At 63.4% G+C, this 21,739-nt stretch carries 22 protein-coding genes; 19 read left to right on the forward strand and 3 right to left on the reverse strand.

The features are described from left to right. The first annotated feature begins 18 nt into the window (after window positions 1-18). A complete protein-coding gene (locus tag VMF11_00550) occupies window positions 19-813 on the forward strand; it encodes a Cof-type HAD-IIB family hydrolase (protein ID HTU68780.1) in 795 nt (264 codons plus the stop codon). Further along, on the forward strand, window positions 810-1,574 hold the full coding sequence (locus VMF11_00555; protein HTU68781.1) for an FtsQ-type POTRA domain-containing protein: 765 nt from the start codon (window positions 810-812) through the stop codon (window positions 1,572-1,574). The genes VMF11_00550 and VMF11_00555 overlap by 4 nt, the downstream gene beginning before the upstream one ends. 25 nt (window positions 1,575-1,599) lie before the next feature. On the opposite strand, the gene VMF11_00560 is transcribed toward VMF11_00555, so the two are convergent. The 3 genes from VMF11_00560 to VMF11_00570 all read right to left on the reverse strand — a co-directional run bounded on the left by VMF11_00560 (window position 1,600) and on the right by VMF11_00570 (window position 4,527). After that, entirely contained in the window at window positions 1,600-1,953 is a 354-nt protein-coding gene (locus VMF11_00560; protein HTU68782.1) for a hypothetical protein, read from the reverse strand. Between the two features lie 167 nt (window positions 1,954-2,120). After that, window positions 2,121-2,423, reverse strand: coding sequence for a hypothetical protein (locus tag VMF11_00565; GenBank protein HTU68783.1), 303 nt, complete (start codon window positions 2,421-2,423; stop codon window positions 2,121-2,123). A gap of 28 nt (window positions 2,424-2,451) precedes the next feature. Further along, on the reverse strand, window positions 2,452-4,527 hold the full coding sequence (locus tag VMF11_00570; protein ID HTU68784.1) for a methyl-accepting chemotaxis protein: 2,076 nt from the start codon (window positions 4,525-4,527) through the stop codon (window positions 2,452-2,454). A gap of 272 nt (window positions 4,528-4,799) precedes the next feature. On the opposite strand from VMF11_00570, the gene ftsA reads away from it, so the two are divergent. The 17 genes from ftsA to VMF11_00655 all read left to right on the forward strand — a co-directional run bounded on the left by ftsA (window position 4,800) and on the right by VMF11_00655 (window position 21,716). Continuing rightward, window positions 4,800-6,017: a cell division protein FtsA gene (gene ftsA, locus VMF11_00575; protein ID HTU68785.1), complete on the forward strand. Its 1,218-nt coding sequence runs from the start codon at window positions 4,800-4,802 to the stop codon at window positions 6,015-6,017. 66 nt (window positions 6,018-6,083) lie between these two features. Further along, complete coding sequence (gene ftsZ, locus VMF11_00580) at window positions 6,084-7,154, forward strand: cell division protein FtsZ (protein ID HTU68786.1); 1,071 nt, start codon at window positions 6,084-6,086, stop codon at window positions 7,152-7,154. A gap of 9 nt (window positions 7,155-7,163) precedes the next feature. Next, window positions 7,164-7,985 (forward strand): FAD-dependent thymidylate synthase, encoded by an 822-nt coding sequence (locus VMF11_00585; GenBank protein HTU68787.1) that lies wholly within the window; start codon window positions 7,164-7,166, stop codon window positions 7,983-7,985. Window positions 7,986-7,994: 9 nt separating this feature from the next. Continuing rightward, the gene (locus VMF11_00590; protein ID HTU68788.1) at window positions 7,995-11,120 is read left to right on the forward strand and encodes a response regulator; all 3,126 of its coding nucleotides are present in this window, start codon (window positions 7,995-7,997) and stop codon (window positions 11,118-11,120) included. A 151-nt stretch (window positions 11,121-11,271) separates the two neighbouring features. Next, window positions 11,272-12,705 carry a GspE/PulE family protein gene (locus VMF11_00595; protein HTU68789.1) on the forward strand — a complete coding sequence of 478 codons (1,434 nt, stop codon included), beginning with the start codon at window positions 11,272-11,274 and terminating at the stop codon, window positions 12,703-12,705. Next, complete coding sequence (locus tag VMF11_00600; protein ID HTU68790.1) at window positions 12,702-13,754, forward strand: PilT/PilU family type 4a pilus ATPase; 1,053 nt, start codon at window positions 12,702-12,704, stop codon at window positions 13,752-13,754. Before VMF11_00595 ends, VMF11_00600 begins: the two co-directional genes overlap by 4 nt. 64 nt (window positions 13,755-13,818) lie before the next feature. After that, window positions 13,819-14,979 (forward strand): type II secretion system F family protein, encoded by a 1,161-nt coding sequence (locus VMF11_00605; GenBank protein HTU68791.1) that lies wholly within the window; start codon window positions 13,819-13,821, stop codon window positions 14,977-14,979. After that, entirely contained in the window at window positions 14,976-15,650 is a 675-nt protein-coding gene (locus VMF11_00610) for a sigma-70 family RNA polymerase sigma factor (GenBank protein HTU68792.1), read from the forward strand. Before VMF11_00605 ends, VMF11_00610 begins: the two co-directional genes overlap by 4 nt. A gap of 48 nt (window positions 15,651-15,698) precedes the next feature. Further along, a complete protein-coding gene (locus tag VMF11_00615) occupies window positions 15,699-16,157 on the forward strand; it encodes a prepilin-type N-terminal cleavage/methylation domain-containing protein (GenBank protein HTU68793.1) in 459 nt (152 codons plus the stop codon). Window positions 16,158-16,160: 3 nt separating this feature from the next. Next, window positions 16,161-16,772, forward strand: a complete 612-nt coding sequence (locus VMF11_00620) for a cytochrome c biogenesis protein CcdA (protein HTU68794.1) — start codon at window positions 16,161-16,163, stop codon at window positions 16,770-16,772. Further along, on the forward strand, window positions 16,769-17,302 hold the full coding sequence (locus VMF11_00625; protein ID HTU68795.1) for a tetratricopeptide repeat protein: 534 nt from the start codon (window positions 16,769-16,771) through the stop codon (window positions 17,300-17,302). Before VMF11_00620 ends, VMF11_00625 begins: the two co-directional genes overlap by 4 nt. Continuing rightward, the gene (locus VMF11_00630; protein ID HTU68796.1) at window positions 17,299-17,748 is read left to right on the forward strand and encodes an A24 family peptidase; all 450 of its coding nucleotides are present in this window, start codon (window positions 17,299-17,301) and stop codon (window positions 17,746-17,748) included. The genes VMF11_00625 and VMF11_00630 overlap by 4 nt, the downstream gene beginning before the upstream one ends. Further along, a complete protein-coding gene (pilM, locus tag VMF11_00635) occupies window positions 17,741-18,718 on the forward strand; it encodes a pilus assembly protein PilM (protein ID HTU68797.1) in 978 nt (325 codons plus the stop codon). Before VMF11_00630 ends, pilM begins: the two co-directional genes overlap by 8 nt. Then, window positions 18,700-19,272, forward strand: a complete 573-nt coding sequence (locus tag VMF11_00640; GenBank protein HTU68798.1) for a PilN domain-containing protein — start codon at window positions 18,700-18,702, stop codon at window positions 19,270-19,272. The genes pilM and VMF11_00640 overlap by 19 nt, the downstream gene beginning before the upstream one ends. Further along, window positions 19,269-19,871 (forward strand): type 4a pilus biogenesis protein PilO, encoded by a 603-nt coding sequence (gene pilO, locus VMF11_00645; GenBank protein HTU68799.1) that lies wholly within the window; start codon window positions 19,269-19,271, stop codon window positions 19,869-19,871. Before VMF11_00640 ends, pilO begins: the two co-directional genes overlap by 4 nt. Window position 19,872: 1 nt before the next feature. Then, a complete protein-coding gene (locus VMF11_00650) occupies window positions 19,873-20,337 on the forward strand; it encodes a hypothetical protein (GenBank protein ID HTU68800.1) in 465 nt (154 codons plus the stop codon). After that, complete coding sequence (locus tag VMF11_00655) at window positions 20,334-21,716, forward strand: secretin N-terminal domain-containing protein (GenBank protein HTU68801.1); 1,383 nt, start codon at window positions 20,334-20,336, stop codon at window positions 21,714-21,716. Before VMF11_00650 ends, VMF11_00655 begins: the two co-directional genes overlap by 4 nt. The last annotated feature ends 23 nt before the right edge of the window (window positions 21,717-21,739 follow it).

Here is a 21,739-nt window from a genome sequence, read left to right on the forward strand (position 1 = left end):
CACGATGACGTATACGGAATGAAGCTTGTTGCTTTCGACCTCGACGGGACGCTGGTTGGACGCGATCTCGTGATCTCGGCGCGGGTGCGCGCGGCCGTTGCACGGATGCTCGATGCGGGCATACGCGGGTGTATCGTCACCGGCCGGATGTACCGCGCCGCGGTCCCCTTTGCGCGCGAGCTCGGCTTCGAAACGCCGCTCATCTGCTATCAAGGTGCGGCAATCGTCGACCCGCTGAGCGACGAGGTGTTGCGCGATACGCCGCTGGAGCCGGACGTCGTGAGCGAAATCATCGGCCTCGCCGGCGAAGCGAACGTGCACCTGCAGCTCTACCGCAACGATCTCTACTATTGCGAAGTGGACAACCGCTTTTCGCAGCTCTATGCTTCGCTCTCGGAAGTCCAGCCGGTCATCGTTCCGTCTTTGCGCGAGACGTTCGCGTTCAGTGCGGCGACCAAAGCGGTGGTGATCGACGATCCGCCACGCGCGCAAGAAATGGCCGCGCTTTTCTCTGAGCGGCTCGGATCGCAAGTCTACGTCACGCGCAGCTACCCCGAGTTCGTCGAAATCCTGGACCCGCGCGTCAATAAGGGCGAAGCGCTTCGCTTTGTAGCAGCCGGCGTCGGTGTCGACATGCGCGACGTCGCCGCGATCGGCGATTCGTGGAACGACGCACCGCTGCTCGAGGCGGCGGGCCTCGGGATCGCAATGGGCAGCGCGCCCAAGGAACTGCGCGCGGTGGCGCAAGGCGTTGTCGGTGACGTGGAAGCAGACGGCGTGGCCGAAGCGATCGAGCGGTACATCGTGGCATGAGGGGCCGGCCCGAGCGGGCGCGCCGTCGCCGCGGTTCGCCCACGCGCGTACTGCGCCCGTTCCGCCTCTTGCTCGCGGTCCTGGCGATATTGGCGGCCGTTGGACTCTACCTGCTTTCGACCTGGCCCGCGCTGTATCCGCATACGATCGACGTCGAGGGTAATCGCGTCGTGTCCAAGGACCAGATCGTCGAGCGCGCGCACATCAATCTGGCGCGGAACATGTGGCTGCAGAACACGCGTGCCATGGCTGCTCGGATCGAGGCGATCCCCTACATCGACACGGCGCGCATCGCGCGGCGGCCGCCGGACACGATCGCGATTCGGGTCACCGAACGGGTGCCCTTCGCCTTCGTCGACAGTAACGGCGCGCGCGTCACCGTCGATCGCACGCTGCGCGTGCTGCAGAACGGTGCGCCGCCGGCGCTCGCCGGCACGCTTCCGGTGCTGCGGGTCGTACTGCCCGCGCTGCCCGCGCCGGGCGCGGGCATCTCGAGCGCGGACGTTCAGACGTTAGCCGCTTGCGCGGCGGATTTGGCGGCCGCAGACGTCGATGCGCGTTCCCTCGGCTTCGACCGATTCGGTGACGTGACCGTGGTACTGCGCAACGGCGTGCAGGTAATGCTTGGCGATCGCGCGAGCGTAACGCAGAAAATCCCGCTCATCGAACCGATCCTGCAAGTAGTCGATCGCGGCCGGCGCAAGGTCGCCGCGATCGATCTGCGGGCGATCACCACCCCGGTGGTGATCTACGCGAAATAGGCTTTAAGGAAGCTCTGAAGCTTCCTTAACGAAGGACCAGGCCGTTCGCGATGAACGTGCCGTTGCTCCAATAGCCGTAGACCGCGATCCGGTCGCCCCAGCGAGGCGTGGCGCCGGTCGGATGAATCACGGTGCCGGGTTTCAGATCGATCGTCAGAACGTTTCCGTTGCGACGCCGGACGTCGACGCGATACGGACGGAAGTGCACGACCGTACCCAACACGACGTGACGGCGATCGTATTGGAATCGATCCCATCCGGGCTGCCACGTAGTGTAAACCGGGCCGTAGCCTTGCGCGGACGCAGGCGGGGCGAACGCCGTGGAGAGACCGAGGAACAGCGAGAGAGCCAGAAGCGCGGAGATGATTTTTGTATTCATTGCATACCTCACGGTGAGTACTTGCCTTCGGAGGTAACGGTGCCCAGCCCGAACCAGTTCGAACCAACGGCGTTTTCGGCTTCTTTCTCACGCGCTTCTCATGGAAAGCAGGCGAGCCGCGTTGTGCACGCGGCTCGCGATTCATTGCTTAGAAAAACCGGATAGCGTCAGTGACTGCTCAGATCGGCGTACACCATTACCGCGCCTTTGATGGTGGAGAGTTTCAACTGGTCGCCGGGCTTGCATTTGCTGAAGTCAACGGTCTCGCGTCCGGCCGTAAGCGTGGTTTCGGCGCCGTTGTCCATCGCCACCTGAATGTGCTTGTTGTCGATCACCTTCTCGATTTTGACCGTATAGGTGCCGTCGGGTATCAGCGAGGCATCGATCGTATTTGCGGCCATCGCGATGCCCGGCACGGTGAGCACCGCGAGGGCCGCGAGGAGGGTGAGGAGGCTAAGTTTTTTCTGCACGTCAACTCCGCTTTGGGAACTACCTAGCCTAAGATGATAGCGCAAGTGCGCCCGGGTCTTCCAGGGCCGAAGGACGCGGGGCTGCCCCGTCTTCAAAGGCCAACTGGCCGGTTTGGAACTGACCCACCAGTTCGCGCAGCTCGCTGGCCTCGGACTGCACCTCTTCCGCGCTGGTCGCCATGGTGCCGACCGCCAGGGCGTTCTCACCGACCAGATCCTGCTGTTTCTCGATGCGGTCGCCCACGGCCTGAACCGAAGTCTGCTGCTCGGTCGAGGCCCGCGCCACTTGGGCCGTGCGGTTTTCGATCTCGGAGACGCTCTCGAGAATCTGGTTGGACGTGACGGCCTGCTCGCGCATCGTCGCGGCGGCTTCGTGGGTCATCGCCCCCATTTGCTCGCTCGCTTTTGCGAGTTCTTCGGACGCTCGCGCCTGCTCGGTGGTTGCGATGCTGATGTCGCTGACCAGTTGCGCGACTTCGGTAACGCGCGTGCTGATCGTCTCGATCATCTGCGTGACGTTGCGCGCCGACTCGGCGTTGTTCTGCACGAGGTTGTTTGCGCGAGCGGTGCGCTCGAGTACGGCCGAGGTGCGGCGCTGGATATCGGCGACGAGTTGCCCGATCTGTTTGGTCGAGCTGGCGGAGTTCTCGGCCAGCTTGCGCACTTCGTCGGCGACGACCGCGAAGCCGCGGCCGTGTTCGCCGGCGCGTGCCGCTTCGATCGCGGCGTTGAGCGCGAGCAGGTTCGTCTGGTCCGCGATCTCTTCGATCAAGCCGAGGATCTCACCGATCTGCCGCGATGCGCCGTCGAGGCTCTGCATTTCGGTCACGACGTCGGCGACCGTGTCGCTGATCGAGCCCATGCCCTTGGAGAGCGCGAGCACTTCGTTGCGGCCTTCGCGCACCTGCTGGTCGGTCACGTTCGATTCCGAGCGCACGCGCTCGGCGTTGCCGGCGACCTGCACGATCGACGCCGACATTTCCTGCGTGTTGGCCACGGCTTGTTCGACTACGGTCGCGAGATTCAAGAGATTTTGATCCATCTCTTGAATCGACGCGGTCATCTGCGCGACCGCGCTCGAAATATCGGACACCCGCCGCGCAAGGGCCTCGGCGTTGTCGGCGACAGTGCCGCCCGCGCCCGCGACGCTGTTGGAATACTGGCGCGCCTCGACCAGCGCGACCAGCTCTTCCTTCATACGGCTGTCGACCTGCAGCGCGAGCTTGCTGCTGTGTTCGGATTTGGTCTGCACGGTAAGCGAGGCTCGCTGGATTCGGCCGATCATCGACGAGATGCGGTCGGAGAACTCGTCGATCGCTTGGCCGAGCCGGCCGAGCAGATCCTGGCCATGCCAGTTGATGCGCTGCGAGAGATCGCCGGTACCCATCGATTCGAAAATTTCGACGCAGCGGCCGATGCTGCGCAAGACGATGCTGCGTAGCCAGCTGTAGAAGAGCACGATGAGGATGATCGCGACCAGCAGCCCGCCCAGGAGGGTGTACAGGCTCGTGGTTCGTGCGGCGAGCAGCTTACTGTAGCGATCGTTCGCGAGCGTAGTGAGCGCGTTGAGCATCGCTTGCCCATCGCTGCTCTGCTTTTCGTAGGCGGCGCCGGAGGGGCCGTTGATCTGCGCGAGCGCGGCTTTGCTCTTGCCGTTCTGCAACAGGCTCACGGCCGAGAGCGCTTGGAAATCGTACGCGCTCGCGCTCGAGCTGAACGCGTCGACGAGCGGGCCGATCTGTTTGGCGATCTCGTCGCTGTTGCCGGCGCACGCCGAGGTCGTCATGTCCGCTCCGCTTTTGCTGGCGGTGCTGGTCGGACAGAAGATCTTGACCATCTTGCGCGCGTCTTCCGGGAACTGTGTGACCAGGGTGTTGGAGAGGGCGAGCTGCTTGGCGGCGGCAGCCGGATCGGATGCGGTCGCGGCTTCGAGCGTGGCAGCCCGCAGGCTGTCGGCGTCGGAGGCGACCTTGGAATAGGCCTCTTGGCCCGCGATAACTCGCGAGTTGAGCACCTCTGCCTGGTTAGAGATCCCGTTCAAGGCCCAGAGCATGACCGGGACCATGGCGATCATCACGAGGACCACCAAGCCAAAGGCCGTCAAGAGCCCGCGTTCTAAACTCGTGCGGCGCTGTATCATCATTAGCTACATCGGCCGTCCTGTGATGGGTATTTATGGCTCCGTTGTTCAGCTGTGGATAACGTCGGGGCTGCTTATCCGCAGGCTGTCCCCACGCTGTCCTCAAGGAGTCCGCCGGTGGTGCGCCAAGCCCTGACGGTTCCCTCTTTTAGTACCAGGAATAGTAGGGATTGTCGAGGGGCAACACAATATATAGCGGTTAAATCGCCGCCTTCGGAGCACAGGTGACCTAACGGATGAAGCACGAGACCGTTTGCGGGCTCGATATCGGGACGACCAAGACCTGCGCGGTCGTCGCCGTGGAAGGCCCCAGCGGCTTGGAGATCGTCGGGGTCGGCGAAGCCCCGTCGCTGGGGATGCGCAAAGGCGTGGTGATCGACCTCGAGGAGACGATCAAGTCGATCGAAGCGGCCACCGAACGTGCCGAGCGGATGGCGGGAGTCCACATCGCCGACGTGTACGTCGGGATCACCGGCGACCACATCCGCAGTACCAACAATCGCGCCGTCGTCGCGACGACGAGCGACGATCGCGAAGTGAGCAACGCCGACGTGCGCCGCGTGATCGACGCGAGCAAGATCATCAATCTTCCCGCCGATCGTCAAATCATTCACGCGCTGCCGCGCTACTTCACCGTCGACGGACAAGAAGGCGTGGAAGATCCGATCGGGATGGCCGGCGGACGTTTGGAAGTCGACACGCACATCATCACCGGCGGTTCGAGTTTCATCACCAACGTGCTAAAGTGCGTGCACCGTGCCGGTTTGGAAGCGGCGGGCCTCGTGTTCGAACCGCTCGCCAGCTCCGCCTCGACCCTGCTGCCGGAAGAAAAACAAGTCGGCGTCGTGCTGCTGGATATCGGCGGCGGTACGACCGACATCGCGGTCTACTCGCTCGGGAGCGCGATCTTTACGTCGACCATTCCGGTGGGCGGGAACATTCTCACCAGCGACATTTCGCTCGGGTTGAAGACCTCGCTCGCGCAAGCCGAAGAGGTGAAGAAGCAGTACGGCGCGGGCGTGGCCGAGGACGGCGAGCAAACCTTCGCGGTGTACGGATTGGACGGCCGCACGAACAAGGAATTCACGACCGCGCAATTGCGCGCGATCGTCGTTCCGCGCGTGCTGGAAACGCTGCGCATGGCCAAGCAAAAGATCATCGAGAACGTGCCGCGTGATTTGGTGCTGGGCGAAGTGGTGATCACCGGCGGAGGCGCCCTCTTGCCGGGCCTGGCGCCGATCTCCGAGGACGTGTTCGGATTGCCGACGCGGGTCGGTTCGCCGACGACGCTCACCGGTCTCACCGACGCAATGAGCCAGCCGCAGTACGCCACCGCGATCGGCTTGGTGCTCTTCGGTCATAACGGCGAGATGGAAGAAGGCAACGGCGTGCGGCGCGGCGGCGGATCGATCGTAACGAAAGTCCGGCGATGGTTTTCAGATCTTTGGAATTGACACGGAATCACTGTGACCCGGAAGAAGAACCCCACACAACTCACCTTCATCGAGGAGCAAGCTCAGATGGCAGATGCACGTCGCTTTCAACCCGAACATGCCGCGGCGATCAAGGTAATCGGCGTCGGCGGCGGCGGCTGCAATGCCGTCAATCGCATGATCGAGGCGGGCCTCACCGGTGTCGAGTTCTACGCGGTGAATTCCGACGTGCAGGCGCTGCGCAGCGCGCGCACCGAGAACACCGTGCATATCGGCGGCGGCCAGACGCGCGGCCTGGGCGCCGGTGCGAATCCGGTGCTGGGGCGTGAAGCGGCGGAAGCCTCGCGCGAAGATCTGGCGATGATCCTCGACGGCTCGGATCTGGTGTTCATCACCGCCGGCATGGGCGGCGGCACGGGCAGCGGTGCGGCGCCGGTGATCGCCGAGCTTGCGCGCGATTCCGGCGCGCTCACGATCGCGGTCGTCACCAAACCGTTCGCGTTCGAAGGACGCAAGCGCATGCAAACCGCCGAGCACGCGATCGCCGAACTCGAGGCGAAGGTCGACACCTTGATCACGATTCCGAACGAGCGCATTCTCCAGGTGATCGAGAAACGCACGCCGCTCAATGAGGCCTTCGCCTACGCGGACGACGTCCTGCGCCAAGGAATTCAAGGCATCAGCGATCTGATCACGCAGCCCGGGTTGATCAATCTGGATTTCGCCGACGTGAAGACGATCATGAGCGATGCGGGCAGTGCGATGATGGGCATCGGCGAAGGCTCGGGCGAGCACCGCGCCGCCGACGCCGCGCAGAAGGCCATCGCCTCGCCGCTGCTGGAAACGACGATCGAAGGCGCGCGCGGCGTGATCTTCAACATCACCGGCGGCGCCGACATGGCGATGTACGAGGTGAACGAGGCGGCGGAAATGATCAGCCGCGCGGTCGACTCGGACGCGCAGATCATCTTCGGCGCTTCGGTCGATCCGTCGATGGCCGGCAAGGTGCGCGTGACGGTCTTGGCCGCCGGGTTCGGCGCACCGCGCGCCTATCGTCCCTCGGCCGGACACGCGTTCGAGAGCGGCAAGCTCGACGCCGTGACGCCGGTGAACATGGACGACATCGAAGTGCCCGCGTTCTTGCGGTATCGCGGCTAGAAACAAACCGTGGACGACCAGGGCTTTGCCGCCCGGGTGCTGGCCGATTCGGTCAGCCCCGCGGGCATCCGTTTGACGACGCTCGAAGTGCGTTTCCCGCGCTTCATCCTCGCGGAATTCAACACGCATCGCGTCTTTTCACGGAATAGCGCGAGCAGCAGAGCAATACCGACGAAGAAGCTCATCGAACGCGTGCTTGAAAATCCCGCGTTGCCGGTGGAATGGGGCGTCAACAAGCCGGGTATGTCGGCGAGTGAAGCGCTGACGACGGAACAAACGGAAGAAGCGAAAGCGGAATGGCTCCGCGCGCGCGACAGCGCGGTGGAACACGTTCGCAAGCTGCAGGCATTCAACGTCCATAAACAAGTGATCAATCGGCCGCTGGAGCCGTTCATGTGGCACGCGGTGATCGTCACCGCGACGGAGTGGAAGAATTTCTTCGCCCTTCGGCTGGCGCCGAACGCGCAGCCGGAGATTCGCGTCGCCGCGCAGCACATGCGGGCGGCAATGGATGCGTCGGAACCAACGCCGGTCGCGCCCGGTGAGTGGCATCTTCCCCTCGTGCAAGACGACGAACGCGGGTTGCCGATCGAGGAGTTGAAGAAGATCAGCGCCGCACGATGCGCGCGCGTTTCGTACCTGACGCACGAGGGCAAGCGCGACATCGAACGCGATATCGAGCTGTGCCGACGATTGTGGACGGATCGGCACCTGAGCCCGTTCGAGCACGTGGCGACGCCGGCCGGCGATGCGGGCTTTCACGCGAATTTTCGCGGCTGGGCGCAAATGCGCGCGGAGATCGAGGCGATGGGGGCGCATCCCGTAGAATAAGGCGAGCAAATGCTCGCCCTCCAGCCCCTGGAATTATATGTGCTCGACGCCGACGTCGCGGCGCTGGAGCCCTTGCTCGCAACGCTCGGCGGCGAGCCGCGCCTGCAACTATTGGTCGCGTTGGCGTGGCATTTGCGCCAGCGAGATAGCCGGCGAGCGTTTGCTTTGACGAACGAGGCCGAGGAACTGCTTGAAACGCTCGAACGGCAAGCGAGCAGGACGGTGTCGGCGCGGCTGGCGCTAGTGCGGGCCGAGACGGGCGCTCTGCTCGGCAGGCTCGACGAAGCGCAATCGTTCGTCGCCGCGGCGCGCAACGCGTTCCACGAGGCCGGCGACCTCTCGGGCGAGGGCGATGCGTTCATGGCCGAGCGGATCGTTGCGCACGCCCGCGGCAATATGGATCGCGCGATCGGCGCGTGCGAAGATGCGTGCGATCGCTACACGCGCGCGGGCGACCGGCTGCGGCTGGCCTTTGCCGATGCGTGGCTCACGTTTTATCTCGCCTTTCGCGAGCCGGATGCAATGGCCGCGAAGATCGCCGGATTACGCGCGACGGACGCGGAGCATCCGGGTATCGAGGCGTTGCGCGCGGCGACGGAAGGCGTGCTGGCCGCGCGCGACGGCGACGTTGCGCGCTCGGCGGCGCGGCATATCCAAGCCTCGCACGCGGCGCGCGGATCGGGTTTGGTTCGGCATGCAATCATTTCGGCGCTCAACGCCGCCGGCAAATTTCGCGAACTCGGCGACTACGACGGAGCCTCGGAACTGATCGAAAGCGCGCTTGGCCCGGCGCGCACGGCGCGCTGGCCCGCGCTGGTGGGATTATGTCTGATGCGCCTGGGCGAGTTGCTGCTCGATCTCGGACAGGTCGAGCGCAGTCGTGAAGCGCTCGAAGAAGCCGTCGCGTGTTTCGAACCGTTCCCCGGCGGCGCCAATAAAGGGTCGGCGTATGCGGCGCTCGGGGAGGCGCTGCTCGCGCAAGGCGACGCGGAGGGAGCGCTGCGGCAACTCGGTGCCGCCGCGAAGCTCTTCTACGAAGAAGGTCACGTCGAGGGGCTAATCGGCGCCTACGTCGCGGAGGCGCGCGCGCTCTCGCTGGCCGGTCGACCGGCCGAAGCGCTCGAGCGCATCCGCGAAACGGAGCGGATGGTCGCCGAAACGCGTATCGAGACGCAAACGATCGGGATTCCCTCCGCCTTGGCCGAGATCTATCAACGGCACGACTTGCCTGCGCCCGACGGCATGACCACGCCGAGCGCGCGGATTCACTACCTCGAGCACGTTCTCGCGCTCGGTCAAGCCATGCATAAGTGGGTCGCGCCCTCGACGCTGCTCGCGCAGCTTTCGGAGGCGTGGGAAGCGGTGGGCGACGAGCGGCGCGCGCTCGATTTTCTGCGCCGCGCGTTTGACGCACAAAAAGAAGAGAGCAATCGCCGCGCAACCGCCCGCGCGATCACGGTTGAGAGCCGGCACGAGGCGGCGCGCTCGCGCATCGAAAATGCCGAATTGCAGCGCGTGCGCGAGGATCTGGCGCGCGCACTCGATCAAGCCGTGGAGGCCGTGCAGCTCAAGAGTGAGTTCGTGGCGACGATGAGCCACGAGATTCGCACGCCGATGAACGGCATCATCGGGATGTGCGATCTGCTGATGACCTCGAAGCTCTCGCCCGAGCAGCGTGAGTATGGAACGACGATTCGCGACTCGGCGTACGCGCTGCTGGCGATCATCAACGACATCCTCGACTTCTCGAAGATCGAAGCCGGCAAGCTGGACCTCGAGGTGATCCCGTTCGAACCGGTCCGCGTGATCGAAGGCGTGGCCGACTTGCTCGCGGCGCAGGCGCATGCAAAGCAGCTCTCGCTCATGACCTACATCGATCCGGCTATTCCGAGCCGGCTGTTGGGCGATCCGGGACGGCTGCGCCAGGTGCTCGTCAATCTGCTCAGCAACGCGCTGAAGTTTACCGAGGCCGGCGGCATCTGGATTTTAGCCACGCTCGTCGAACGGACGGCCGGCGAATCGTACGTGCAAGTCGCGATTTCCGACACCGGAATCGGCATGTCGCCGGCGGTGCTGGCACGGCTATTTCAGGCGTTCACGCAGGGCGATGCCTCGGTGACTCGGCGCTTCGGCGGCACGGGTTTGGGCTTGACGATTTCGAAGCGCCTGGTGGAATTGATGGGCGGGGAGATAAGCGTCGAAAGCCGTGAGGGCAGCGGTTCGACCTTTAGCTTCACCGCTCGCTTCCAGAACACGAGCGAGGACGGGCTCGCAGCCCCGGAGCCGCGCAGCTTGCGGGGCTTGCACGCGTTCGTGGTCGATGACGATCCTGACGCACGCGCGATCTTGACCCGTCAACTCGCCTCGTGGGACGTCGTCGTGACCGCGTTTGCATCGCCCACGCAGGCGCTGAGCGCGCTGCGTGAAATCGCCGAGCGCTTCGATTTTGCGCTGGTCGATCTGCGCATGCCCGCGATCGACGGCTTCGAATTCGGCCGGCGCGTGCACGCGGAGCCGCACCTGGCCAACCTGTCGATGATCATGATCAGCGCGCACGACGACGGCCAGACCGGCAAAAACGCGATCGCCGCCGGTTTTTCGGCATTCCTCGCCAAGCCGATTCGGCAGTCGCAGCTGCTCGATTGCATCATCGAGGTGCTCGACGTCAAGGGCGAGATCGCGCCGGCACCTGCTGCTGCGCCGGAGCCCGCCGGCGAAACGCGCCGCAAGGGCCGCGTACTCGTGGCCGACGACAACGAAGTCAATCAGCTCGTGACGCGCAAGCAGCTCGAGAAACTGTGCTCGGGCGAGATCGTCATCGTCAGCAACGGTCAGGCGGCCGTCGACGCGGTAGCGCACGAAGAGTTCGCGATCGTCTTCATGGATTGCCAAATGCCGGTGATGGACGGCTTCGCGGCAACGCGCGCAATTCGCAAATCCGAAGCGCCGACCGGACGGCGCGTGCCGATCGTCGCGCTCACCGCCAATGCGCTCGAAGGCGACCGCGACGCGTGCCTGAGCGCCGGCATGGACGACTACCTTTCGAAACCGATTCTCATGACGGAACTGCGCGGCATCGTAGAGCGCTGGCTGCCGGAACACACGAGGGCCGTGGGAGCAGAGCCCCCCAATTAACACGGGGTACCACGCCGCAAACCAAGGCGGACATTAAGGCCGCTGTGAATTTCCCCGTGTTGCGAACTCGGCTCCGATATGTCATAAAGATGATCCGGGTTTCTCTTCACGGGAGTCGGGACTCCTAACACCACCGACAGGAGTTACGGGAGTGGCTCTCTCCGCTGGGTCTCGGGCAGGTTTGCTCGAGGAGGAACTTCCCCATAGTTCGCCTGAGGCACTCGCGCTGATACCGCGGGCAATGGCCGTGCGATATTCGGTTCTTGCGAGTCGTCTCGAGGGCAACGAGCTTCACATCATTCTTCCTGCGCCGGCTGACGAGAGCATTGTTGATCGCGTTCAAGCCGTGACGGGACTGCGCGTGGTTGCCGTTGAGGCGCCGCGAGAAGCCGTTCACAACAGTATCGCCGGCTATTACTTGCAACAAGCGCAGTCTGCCGACGACGACGCAGCCGTCGACCCTCCCGCGATACGCGCGGTCGATCGGCTCCACGAACATGCGATCCGCGTGAACGCCTCCGATATCCACCTCGAGCCGACTCGAGCGGGGGGCCGAGTGCGACTGCGCGTCGACGGAATCTTGTGCGAAAGCGAACGGATGCCGCTCGATCTTTTTTATCCGATGATCTCCCGCGTGAAGCTTCTCGCCGCAATGAACATCGCCGAACGACGCCAACCGCAGGACGGGCGTTATACAATCGAGCGGCTCGGGCGGAGTCTGGACGCACGCGTTTCATCAATGCCGACGATTTCGGGCGAAAAGCTCGTCATTCGGTTGCTCGATATGCAAGCGCAAGTTCCAAGTCTGGCCGATCTGGGCATGGCTCCGATGATGCTCGCGCGCTATCGCCGGGTCGTACATGCCGCGCACGGGTTTGTCGTGGTATGCGGACCGACGGGCAGCGGAAAGACGACGACGCTTTATGCATCGATCGCAGAGCGAAACCTCGATAGCCAGCACATTTGCACGGTGGAGGATCCGATTGAAGTGCAGATGGCCGGAGTCGCTCAAGTACAGGTCAATCCCAAAGCAGGCGTGACCTTTGCATCCGCCCTGCGCGCCCTACTCCGGCAGGATCCAAACGTGATCATGCTCGGCGAGATGCGAGATAACGAGTCCGCGAGCGTCGCAATGTCGGCGGCCCTCTCGGGTCAATTGGTGATGACGACCTTGCACGCCGGCGACGCACCGCGCGGGGTTGAGCGGCTGATCGAGCTCGGACTCAACCGGCATACCTTGGCGGCGGGACTCTCCGCCATCGTCGCGCAGCGGCTGGTACGGCGACTCTGCCGCAAATGCCGGCGCTCGGTGATCGCGGTCCGCGGAACCGCGTTCGAGCCGCGCGGCTGCTCGCAGTGCGGCGGATCGGGGTACCGCGGACGAATTGGAATATTCGAATACCTGCCGGCGACAAGCGCGGTGCGGTTGGCGATCGCACATGGCGAAACAACGCTGGAACTTGCGCATGTCGCATCGCAGGCCGGCTACCAGCCGATGACGAGTCAGGGGCTGCAACTGGTTTTGGAGGGAGAGACCAGTCGTGAGGAGCTTGCCCGAGTTCTCGGATCCGGTGAAGGGCCGTGAACGCGACAATCCCTCACATTCGTCTTGCAGATGTTCTGCACGCTGCGCGCAAGCACGACGCATCGGACGTGCATTTCGTACCCGGACTCTCTCCGGCGTTGCGAGTCGACGGCGACCTGCAGATTCTCCCGGGCTCCCCGCTCTCGAGCATCGATACGAGCGAGATTGCGCGATCGCTCTTCCCGCCGGACGCGATTGCGCGGCTTGAGTCCGGCAGTGACGTAACGACGACGCATGTGAGCGACGACGAATTGATTCTGCGAGCCCATGGGTTCCGCGGATCGCAAGGCTGCACGGTCGCGATCCGGCTATTGAATCGGAAAATCCCAAGCCTGGAGTCCTTACACCTGCCAGCGGCGGTAGCGGCGGTGGCGGAGCGCGATCGAGGTCTCGTAATCTTCGCGGGGCCGACGGGAAGCGGCAAATCCACCTCGCTCGCCGCGCTCATCGGACAGATAAACGCGACGTCGGCGCGGCGCGTGATCACGATCGAGGATCCCGTCGAATATCGTCACGAGAGCAAACGTTCGTTGATTACGCAGCGAGAAGTTGGTCGCGACACGTCGTCGCTTGCGGCGGCGCTCCTGGGGGCACTCCGGGCCGATCCCGACGTCATTGTGGTCGGAGAAATGCGCGATGGTGCGACGATGCGCGCGGCTCTCACCGCGGCGGAAACCGGACACTTCGTGTTGACCACGGTACACACGGGATCGGCGACGCAAACGGTTGAGCGGATCGTCGACGCATTCGCCGGATCGGAACAGGCGCATGTCCGCTCACAGCTTGCCCAGAGTTTGACGGCCGTTGTATGCCAGCGTCTTCTGCCCCGCAAGCATCGGCCGGGGCGGCGAGCCGCGGTCGAGATTCTGCTCGTGAACGATGCGGTTCGCAGCATGATCCGAGAGTCGCGCACGCATCTGATCCATAACGCGATGACGACGGGAAGACAAGCCGGAATGCAAACACTCGAACACCACATCGATGAGCTGGTATCGAACAATGAGATCTCGCAAGAAGACGGCCGGCGCGTGATCGAGGGGGTCGAATAGCTCCGTGGCGTCACTGTTTGCTTATACTGCTCGTAGCGCGGAAGGACGGTTCGTAGCCGGCTCGTTGCGGGCGGAAAATCGCGATCAGGCACTGGCACATCTTCGTACCCGGACGCTGTTCGTGACGTCGATCGCGGCCGCGGGGTCGGCCGCCGGAGCGGTCGGTTCGGCGCTCGCGTCGTGGCCCGTCTCCGCCTCGGCGCGAACCGCTTTTTTCCGCTCGTTTGCGACGCTGATCGGAGCCGGAGTCCCGATGCGCCGGGCGTTGGACGTCGTCGTCGACACGTGCCGCGATCCGCGCCTGCGCGAGGCCCTGCGTTCGATATCCTGCGACATCGAATCGGGGAGTGAGCTTTCGACGGCCATGTCGAGGCGTCCGAAGGAGTTCTCGCCGCTTTTCGTCGCGATGGTCCGTGCCGGCGAGCTCGGCGGGGCATTGGAAGACGTCCTGGAACGACTGGCATCGTTGCTCGAGCGAGCGTCGGCGATTCGTAAGCGCGTCCGTTCCGCAATGGCCTATCCGTCGATCGTAGCCGGCGCCGCGCTGGCGCTGGTGCTCTTCCTGATCGGGAGCACGGTGCCGGCATTTGCCGCAATGTTCGTCGAGATGCACGTCTCATTGCCGATGACGACCCGGATCTTGATTGCGGCGGGAGCCGTGTTGCGATCTCCGCTTACGTGGATAGCGCTCGCCCTGATCGTGCTCGGCGCAATCGGCGCAGTCGGGGCGGCGCGGCGTGCGGAGCCGGTTGCCGAGCGCCTGGATCGGCTCGTACTCTCGATGCCGCTCTTCGGTAACATTCTAGGGAAGGCCGTACTGGCGCGGTTTTCACGCACGCTCGGCACGCTGTTACGTTCGGGCGTACCGTTGCTCGTAGCCCTCGACGCGGCGCACGACGTCGTGGGCAACGCGTCTTATGCTCGCGAGATCCGTAACCTCGATGAGTCGCTTCGCGAAGGCGAGACGATCGTCGCGGCGCTCGGACGTAACTCCCTCTTCGAGCCGTTGATTCTACAACTCATTCGTGTCGGTGAGGAGACGGGCACGCTAGACACGATGCTGCTGCGCACAGCCGAGTACTATGAACTCGATGTCGAGACGGCTGTAACCACGCTTAGCGGCATCATTGAACCGGCCCTCGTCATTGTGCTCGGTGCGCTCGTCGGGCTCATCGTAGCGTCGATTTTGATTCCACTCTATTCTATGATCGGGAGCATCAAGTGATAGTTTTCGAATCTGAACGAGAGCGTACCATTCGCGAATACCAGTACCTGTGCTCACGCGGCGCGCGCAAATTCATGCGCGCAGGCGTCGATCGGCGTGATCTCGAGCAGGTCGCAGCCATCGGTCTGATCAAGGCCGCGGACCGGTTCGACGCGAATGTCGGAACGCCGTTTGAAGCGTATGCGTGGATCCTGGTTCTTGGCGAGCTCATGCACTATGTGCGCGACAGCGAGCGCGTGTTGCGCGCGCCGCGCCGGATCCGGGAATTGGACCGGCGCTTTTCCGCCGCCGAGCGGGAGCTGTGCGCCGTCCTGGGTCGCGAGCCGTACGAACATGAGATGGCAAAGCATCTTGGCGTCTGCGTGGATGAGCTTCGCGAGCTGATACGGTACCGAGACGAAGGTACACCCTTGTCGGTCGATGCGCTACGCCCGAACGAACAGCTATCGCTTTCGTACACCATCGACAGCCATCTGGAACGGGTTGCGATCGACTCGTGGCTCGAGAGTCTCACGAGGGTCGAGCGAGAGATCATCCGCGAGATCTATGAGATCGATACGCCGATTGGGGAGATTGCGCGGCGCTTGGGATACTCGCGACGCCACATAACGCGGCTACATCGCAATGCGCTCGAGAAAATGCGATCGCATGCGCGTCCCATGAGCGCCTAGAGATGGCACTGCTCCGGATTGAAGGCCGTAGCCGGAAACGGAGTGTACATGTCGCGTGCGGGCGAGCGTGGGTTTACGTTGATCGAGATGATGATCGTGGTGGCTATCATCGCCATCCTCGTAGCTATCTTGGTACCGAATTTTATGCGTGCCCGCGCGCAGGCGCAAACCGCGGCGTGCGAGGGTAATCTCAAAGAGATTGCGACGGCTCTCGAGCTCTATCAAACGGATCACGAAGCCTATCCCGACGTAACCAGCCCCACGAACGTTACGTCGACCGACACGAACATCGGCCAATATCTTCGTCAAACGCCGATCGATCCAGTCAACCCGAGCGGCTACTATCAGTACCAGGTCGCGAATTATTCGAGCGGCAACGCGAGTTACACGATCATCTGCCCGGGGCAACACGACCCGGCGACGCTTAGCGCCCTCGGCGGGACCGCCTCGGCCGAGCATATCCAGTACGCGTCGAGCTCGGGCTTCACGGCAGTCGCGAGCCAGTAATCTATGAACGCCTTTGCGTTGACGGCCGCTTTTACGGCGGGGTTCGCAACGAGCGTCGGACCGTGTATGGCGCCCCGGTATCTTGCCTTGGCCGCGCTCACGGCAAAGTCGAGCGGAACCGCAAGGTGGATTCGCGTCGTGCTCTTTGCTGCCGGGTTGCTTTTATGTTATACGCTGCTCGCAACGGCTGCGTCACTGGTTACCGCGGCCCTCGCGCTCTCGCAACAGCTGTACTGGGCTTTGGCGGTCTCGTTCGTCGGCTATGGTCTGCGTCAACTCATCGTTTATCACCATTGTCGTCATCATGATGCGAAGGGCGCATCGCTCGGCGCGCCGGCTCTGTGCGGAACCGCCCTCGGGCTCGTATTCTCGCCGTGTTGTACTCCGGTCGTGCCGGCGATCGCGGGTGCCGCCGCGGCGTCGGGTTCCTTCGGCTCTTCGCTGGCCACGGTCGGGGCGTTTGCAATCGGGCATATGGCGCCGCTTGCAGCCGTCGGCATCGGACTCACGCTCCCCGAGAGGCTGTTGCCGGCCGGACAGCTCGAAGACGCGGCTGCGACAACCGCCGGTGGGCTGATGATTGCGCTGGGCTGCTACTACGGGCTCTTGGCATGATCGACTGGCGTGCGACGCTGCGACGATTTGCGGTGGTAACCGTCGCGCTGGCATGCGCGGCTCTTACGCTGCGGGGAGCGCTCTCTTCAGCGCTGGTTACACGCGGCGACGTCCTGCTCTACGCGCGCGGCGCGCGTGCTCGGGTGATGTATCGGCGAGCTTTGGAAGTCGATCCCGCGAATCTTGCGGCGGCAGACCGTTACGTCTTCGCAGGGTTTCTCTCGCGTCGGAGCGGCGAGCTGCGAGATGCGATCGAAACGGCCGGTCGAGTGTTACAGGCATATCCGCATGACACGACCCTGCGGATGGACCGGGCGCTCTGCCTGCAACTGCTCAAAAACTACGATTCGGCGGAACGCGAGTTCGAGCGCGTCGGTAGAGAGCGCCGCGACGTGGAGGCGCTCGCGCTTGCGGCGGCCGATGCCCGGCGCACGTCGAGTCAAAGCGCGATATCGCTCTTGCTGCTGGCCCGCTCGATCGACCCGCGCTACCTGCCGGTACGAGCCGCTCTGGCGAGGTTACGGCGATGAGTGCCGGGTGGTTGGGTCCGGCCTTGATGCTCGTCTGCGCGGGCGTCTGTGCGGTTACCGATCTGCGCCGCGGTTTGATTTATGACTGGGTGACCGGCTCAACCGCGCTGGGAATCGTGGTCTGGTCACTTGCGAGCAGCAACACGACACGCTCGCTCCTGGGCGCTTGCGCATGCGGCCTCCCGATGATCGTAGTGCATTACGCAACGCGTGGGCGTGGCCTGGGCCTGGGCGATGTGAAGCTTAGTGCGGTAATCGGCGCCGGCATCGGTGGTGTCGGCGCCGCTACGGCAATCGGGTCTGCCTTCGTCGCTGGGGCGCTGTGGGCGCTTCCAATGCTCGCGCTGGGTCGCGTGCGGCGGGGCGACCGCGTTCCATTTGGCCCGTTTTTGGCAGTCGGCGCCGTCTTCGCCGTGTTCATGCGTTCGGTGCACAACAATGGGTGACTGGAAACCGCTTCCCCTCGGGATCGATCTCGGTTCGACGAGAGTGCGCGTCGCTGTGGCCGAGAAGAATCACGACGGCGAGGTCCGCGTACGCGCCGTCGCTGCGCGCGATGTGCCGGAAGATGCCGTTGCACCGCTGCGCGTTGAGCAGCTCGAATTGGTCGCGGCCGTCGTCGAGGAGGCGCTATCAGAGGTTGGCACGCGCGAACGGCGATGCGTGTTGGCGCTCGGGGCTCCGGCCTGCGCCCTGCGTACGGTTCGTTTCCCGAAGATGACGTGGCCGGAACGCGTTCGCGCAGCTCGATTCGAGGCGCAGCGCTTCGCCGGCTGGGACCTCGAGGAAGAAGAGTCGATCGTACGCATTCATCCAATCGACCGGGACACGGAAGCGTACGCAATCGGTGTTGCTCGAAAGGAGAGCATCGATTCGCGCGTCCGTACGGCGCATCTGACCGGCTTACGGGTCATCGCGATCGACCACGACGCCTTCGCGCTGCGACGGTTGTTCCCCGATTGCGATGCGATTGTCGACGTGGGGGCGGAACGATCGAGCCTACACGTCTTCGGTCCCGCCGGGCCGCTTTCGTTCGTCGTCCAGTCGGGCGGGGGCGCGATCACGCGAGGCATCGCGCAAGAGTTGTCGATCGATCTTCCGACTGCTGAACGCAGAAAGCGCATCTTGGGTTGTGCCGGCGCCGGAGTATCTGCGCACGAGGACGTTGTGACGGACATCTCGGCGCTGGTCGAACGAGCTCGAACGAGAGCGAAAGTCGATCGAATCGCCGTGACGGGGAATGGGGCACGCATTCCTAGTTTTACGCGGGAGTTAGAAGATGCAACCGGCGCCCTCACAGAAACGCCGGTGCCTGACGTGTTGCACACGGACGCCTATCCGGAGGACGTCGTGCGGGTTGCTGCCCCGGATTGGGCCTTGGCGGCGAGTCTGGCTGCATGGAGCTTGACCGCATAATGCGCTTCGACTATGTTCACGACGGTCGCCCCGACGCGTTAGAGCGTCTTCGTCCGAGTCGAATTCCGGAGCAGTTGAGAACGCCGCTCGCGGCGCTTTTGACGACTGCCATCGTGGTGTGCGCGTGGTGGGGAATCGAACAGTTTCTGTTGGCGCAGGCGCGCGACGACGTGAAAGAGCAGTCGTTTCGCTTGACGGTGAGCGCCGCGGCGTTGAGCCAGGCGAAGATTCGGCAGACTCGCGTGGAGACGCTCCTGGTCATCGACTCCCGGCTTCGGGAGATCCGCCGCAGCGGCGCTGCCCTCGCCAGCGGACTGGCCGATATCGCCAATCATGTTCCAAATCGCGCGTGGCTCACCAGCATTGCTCGCGTCGATGACGGCCTCGAGATCGACGGCCGTGCGGAAGGCCTTGATGGTCTGAGCGAGACTCTGGCTGACCTCATGTCGAGCTCGCACGTTGCGTCCCCTGATTTGGTGCGGGCGAGCAAAGAAGACGGGGATCGGACCGGTCGGCTGATCGCCTTTGTGGTTCGCGTCGGAGAACTTCGATGAAGCTCGAGAAGTTCGATATCCGCGCCGGCGTCCGGATGACGTGGATTCTCGCAGCGTCGCTCTTCTTTGGCGTAGGGTTTGCCCTGATTTGGTGGCCGACGTCTCAAGATATTGCGGCACTCGAGGCTCAGGCGAAGACGCTCTACGATCAGGCCGATCAAAACGAAGCCGCGGTACGGCACGCCGTGGAGCTGCGCTCGCTGGCGAAACGTGTCTCACAAGACGTGCGTCTGCTCTCCGGCCAGGAGTCTCGAAGTGCTACCTTGGCGGCCACCGTACGTCTGCTCGGAGCAGAGGGGCGAGTGTTCGCGGTCGATGTTCGCTCGATCGTGCCCGAGCCGGCTCCGTCTGCTTCGCCCGTTGCGAAGCAATCCGTCTCGAACGAGACGTTGACGGGTGTGCCGATCGAGATCGACGTGCGTGGACGTTTCCGGGACCTGCTCCATTTTATCGGCGATCTCCCTCGTCATGACGTCTTGATCGAGGTCGAGAGCGCGAGTTTTGCCGATGCCGGTGACGCCTCGCCGAAGCCGCTCCTCAACGCACGAATTCGTGCAACGATGTTTCGCTACTCCGGTTCCATCCCAAAGGAGGTATGACGTGCTGCCGGCCCTCTATGATAGCGAGCGGCGCGTGCTGGCGCGATTCGCGGCGATGCTCGTACTTGGTGCTTGCGCCGTCCTGCCGCTGACCGGCCAGAGCACGATGATCGCGGGTGCCGCGGGCACCCAATCACCCCTCGGGCCTCGCACGCGGCTGGCGCTCCCGTCACAAATGGCCTTTCCCGACTACTCGATCGCACGTGATCCTTTTGTTCCGGATCGGCGGTTCCAAGCGGACGTCAGCGTCGTTCTTCCGCCAAACGCCGGCGCAATGGCGAATGCTCCAATCGTGCGGGCGGTCGTGGTTGGCGACGCTGCCCGAGCGCTCGTCGAAATCAATGGCGCCGTTCGTGTCGTCGCCGTCGGCGACAAAATCGGCTATCTCACCGTGGTTCAAATCACCTCGTCGAGCGTCTTCCTTTCCGACGGCTCGCGTCTACCGTTGGATAGGCAACAGCGGTGAAAGCAGCGCTCCTCATCATGGCTTTAGCGGTGCTTTGCGCAGCACGAGCCACGGCTCCGAACCTGATAACCATCGACGTCCACGATGCCGACATCAGCGATGTGATCGCGTTGCTGGCTGCGCAGTCGGGCGAGAACATCGTGCCCGACGACTCGATGAAGCCGGAGCGGATCACGCTTCATCTGCACGACGTAACCTTCGGGCGTGCGCTCGCCGTGCTGGTCAGCGCGCACGACCTGCAGGTTCATCGCGAGGGGAACGTCCTGATCGTCGGGTCTGCCGACACGATGAACCGGCGCTATGACGAAAGCAAAGCCAATGTGGGCGCGCAAACGGTCGTGTTACAGCTCGAGCATGCGAACCCGGACGACGTGGCCAAGGAGATCGTTTCCGCGCTCCCGTTAGGCACGATCATCGTGCCGGATCGGCGAACCAGCGCCGTGGTCATAACCGGCAGCGGCGATACGGTGGCTCGCGCTCGCCGTTTGATCGCCGCGCTGGACGCACCGACGATAGGAGCAGGGAGCGGGAGCGAGACGCGGTCGTACTCGCTGAAGTACGTCAAAGCGGACGACGCCATAAAGCAGCTCAAAATTCTCGCTCCCGAAGGGACCTACGTTGCCGACGACGAGCACAACGGCGTCATCGTGGACGGGAGTGACGGCGTGCAAAGTACGGTCGCCACCCTTTTTGCCACACTCGACCGTCCGAGCCCGCAGGTGATGTTCGAGGTCAAAGTTGCGGACGTGACGCCACAGAACGACAGCAGCAACTTTGGGCTCGAATTCGGGGGCACGAACCTCCAAGGTACGACGACGCTTGGTTCGACCGCCTACGCCTTTGCCGGCGGTTCAGTTCCGGTAAACGTGACGCTCAACGCATTGATTACGCAGGGTCGAGCGCAGATACTCGCGACCCCGAAGCTCGTTACGCTCAACAATAAGGAAGCCGACCTGTTGATCGGCGAGACGTATCCGATCGTATTCAATACGTCGGTTCTCGGTGGCCAGAACGTGCAATTCGTGGACATCGGCGTGAAGCTTCGATTGACGCCCACGATCGGCGACGACGGCGTCGTTACCGCTGAATTGCATCCGGAATACAGCGAAATCGAAGGTTTGACCGACACGGGTTACCCGATTATCACGAATAGAAAAATCGACAGCACGTTGCGAGTCAACGATTCTCAAACGATCGTGCTGGGCGGCCTGATGCGCGACGTAACGAGCGAAACGATCACGAAAGTGCCGGGGCTCGCCGACATACCCATTCTTGGGAAGTTCTTTCAGAATAAAGAAACCTCGCACGAGCGCGACGAGATCGTGTTCCTCATCACGCCACATGTGATCTATCCCAAGGAGACGCCCGGCAACCGCTAGCGAGAGCGCGCAAATGACCTTTG

This window comes from Candidatus Baltobacteraceae bacterium (assembly GCA_035502855.1).
Taxonomy (GTDB): domain Bacteria; phylum Vulcanimicrobiota; class Vulcanimicrobiia; order Vulcanimicrobiales; family Vulcanimicrobiaceae; genus Aquilonibacter.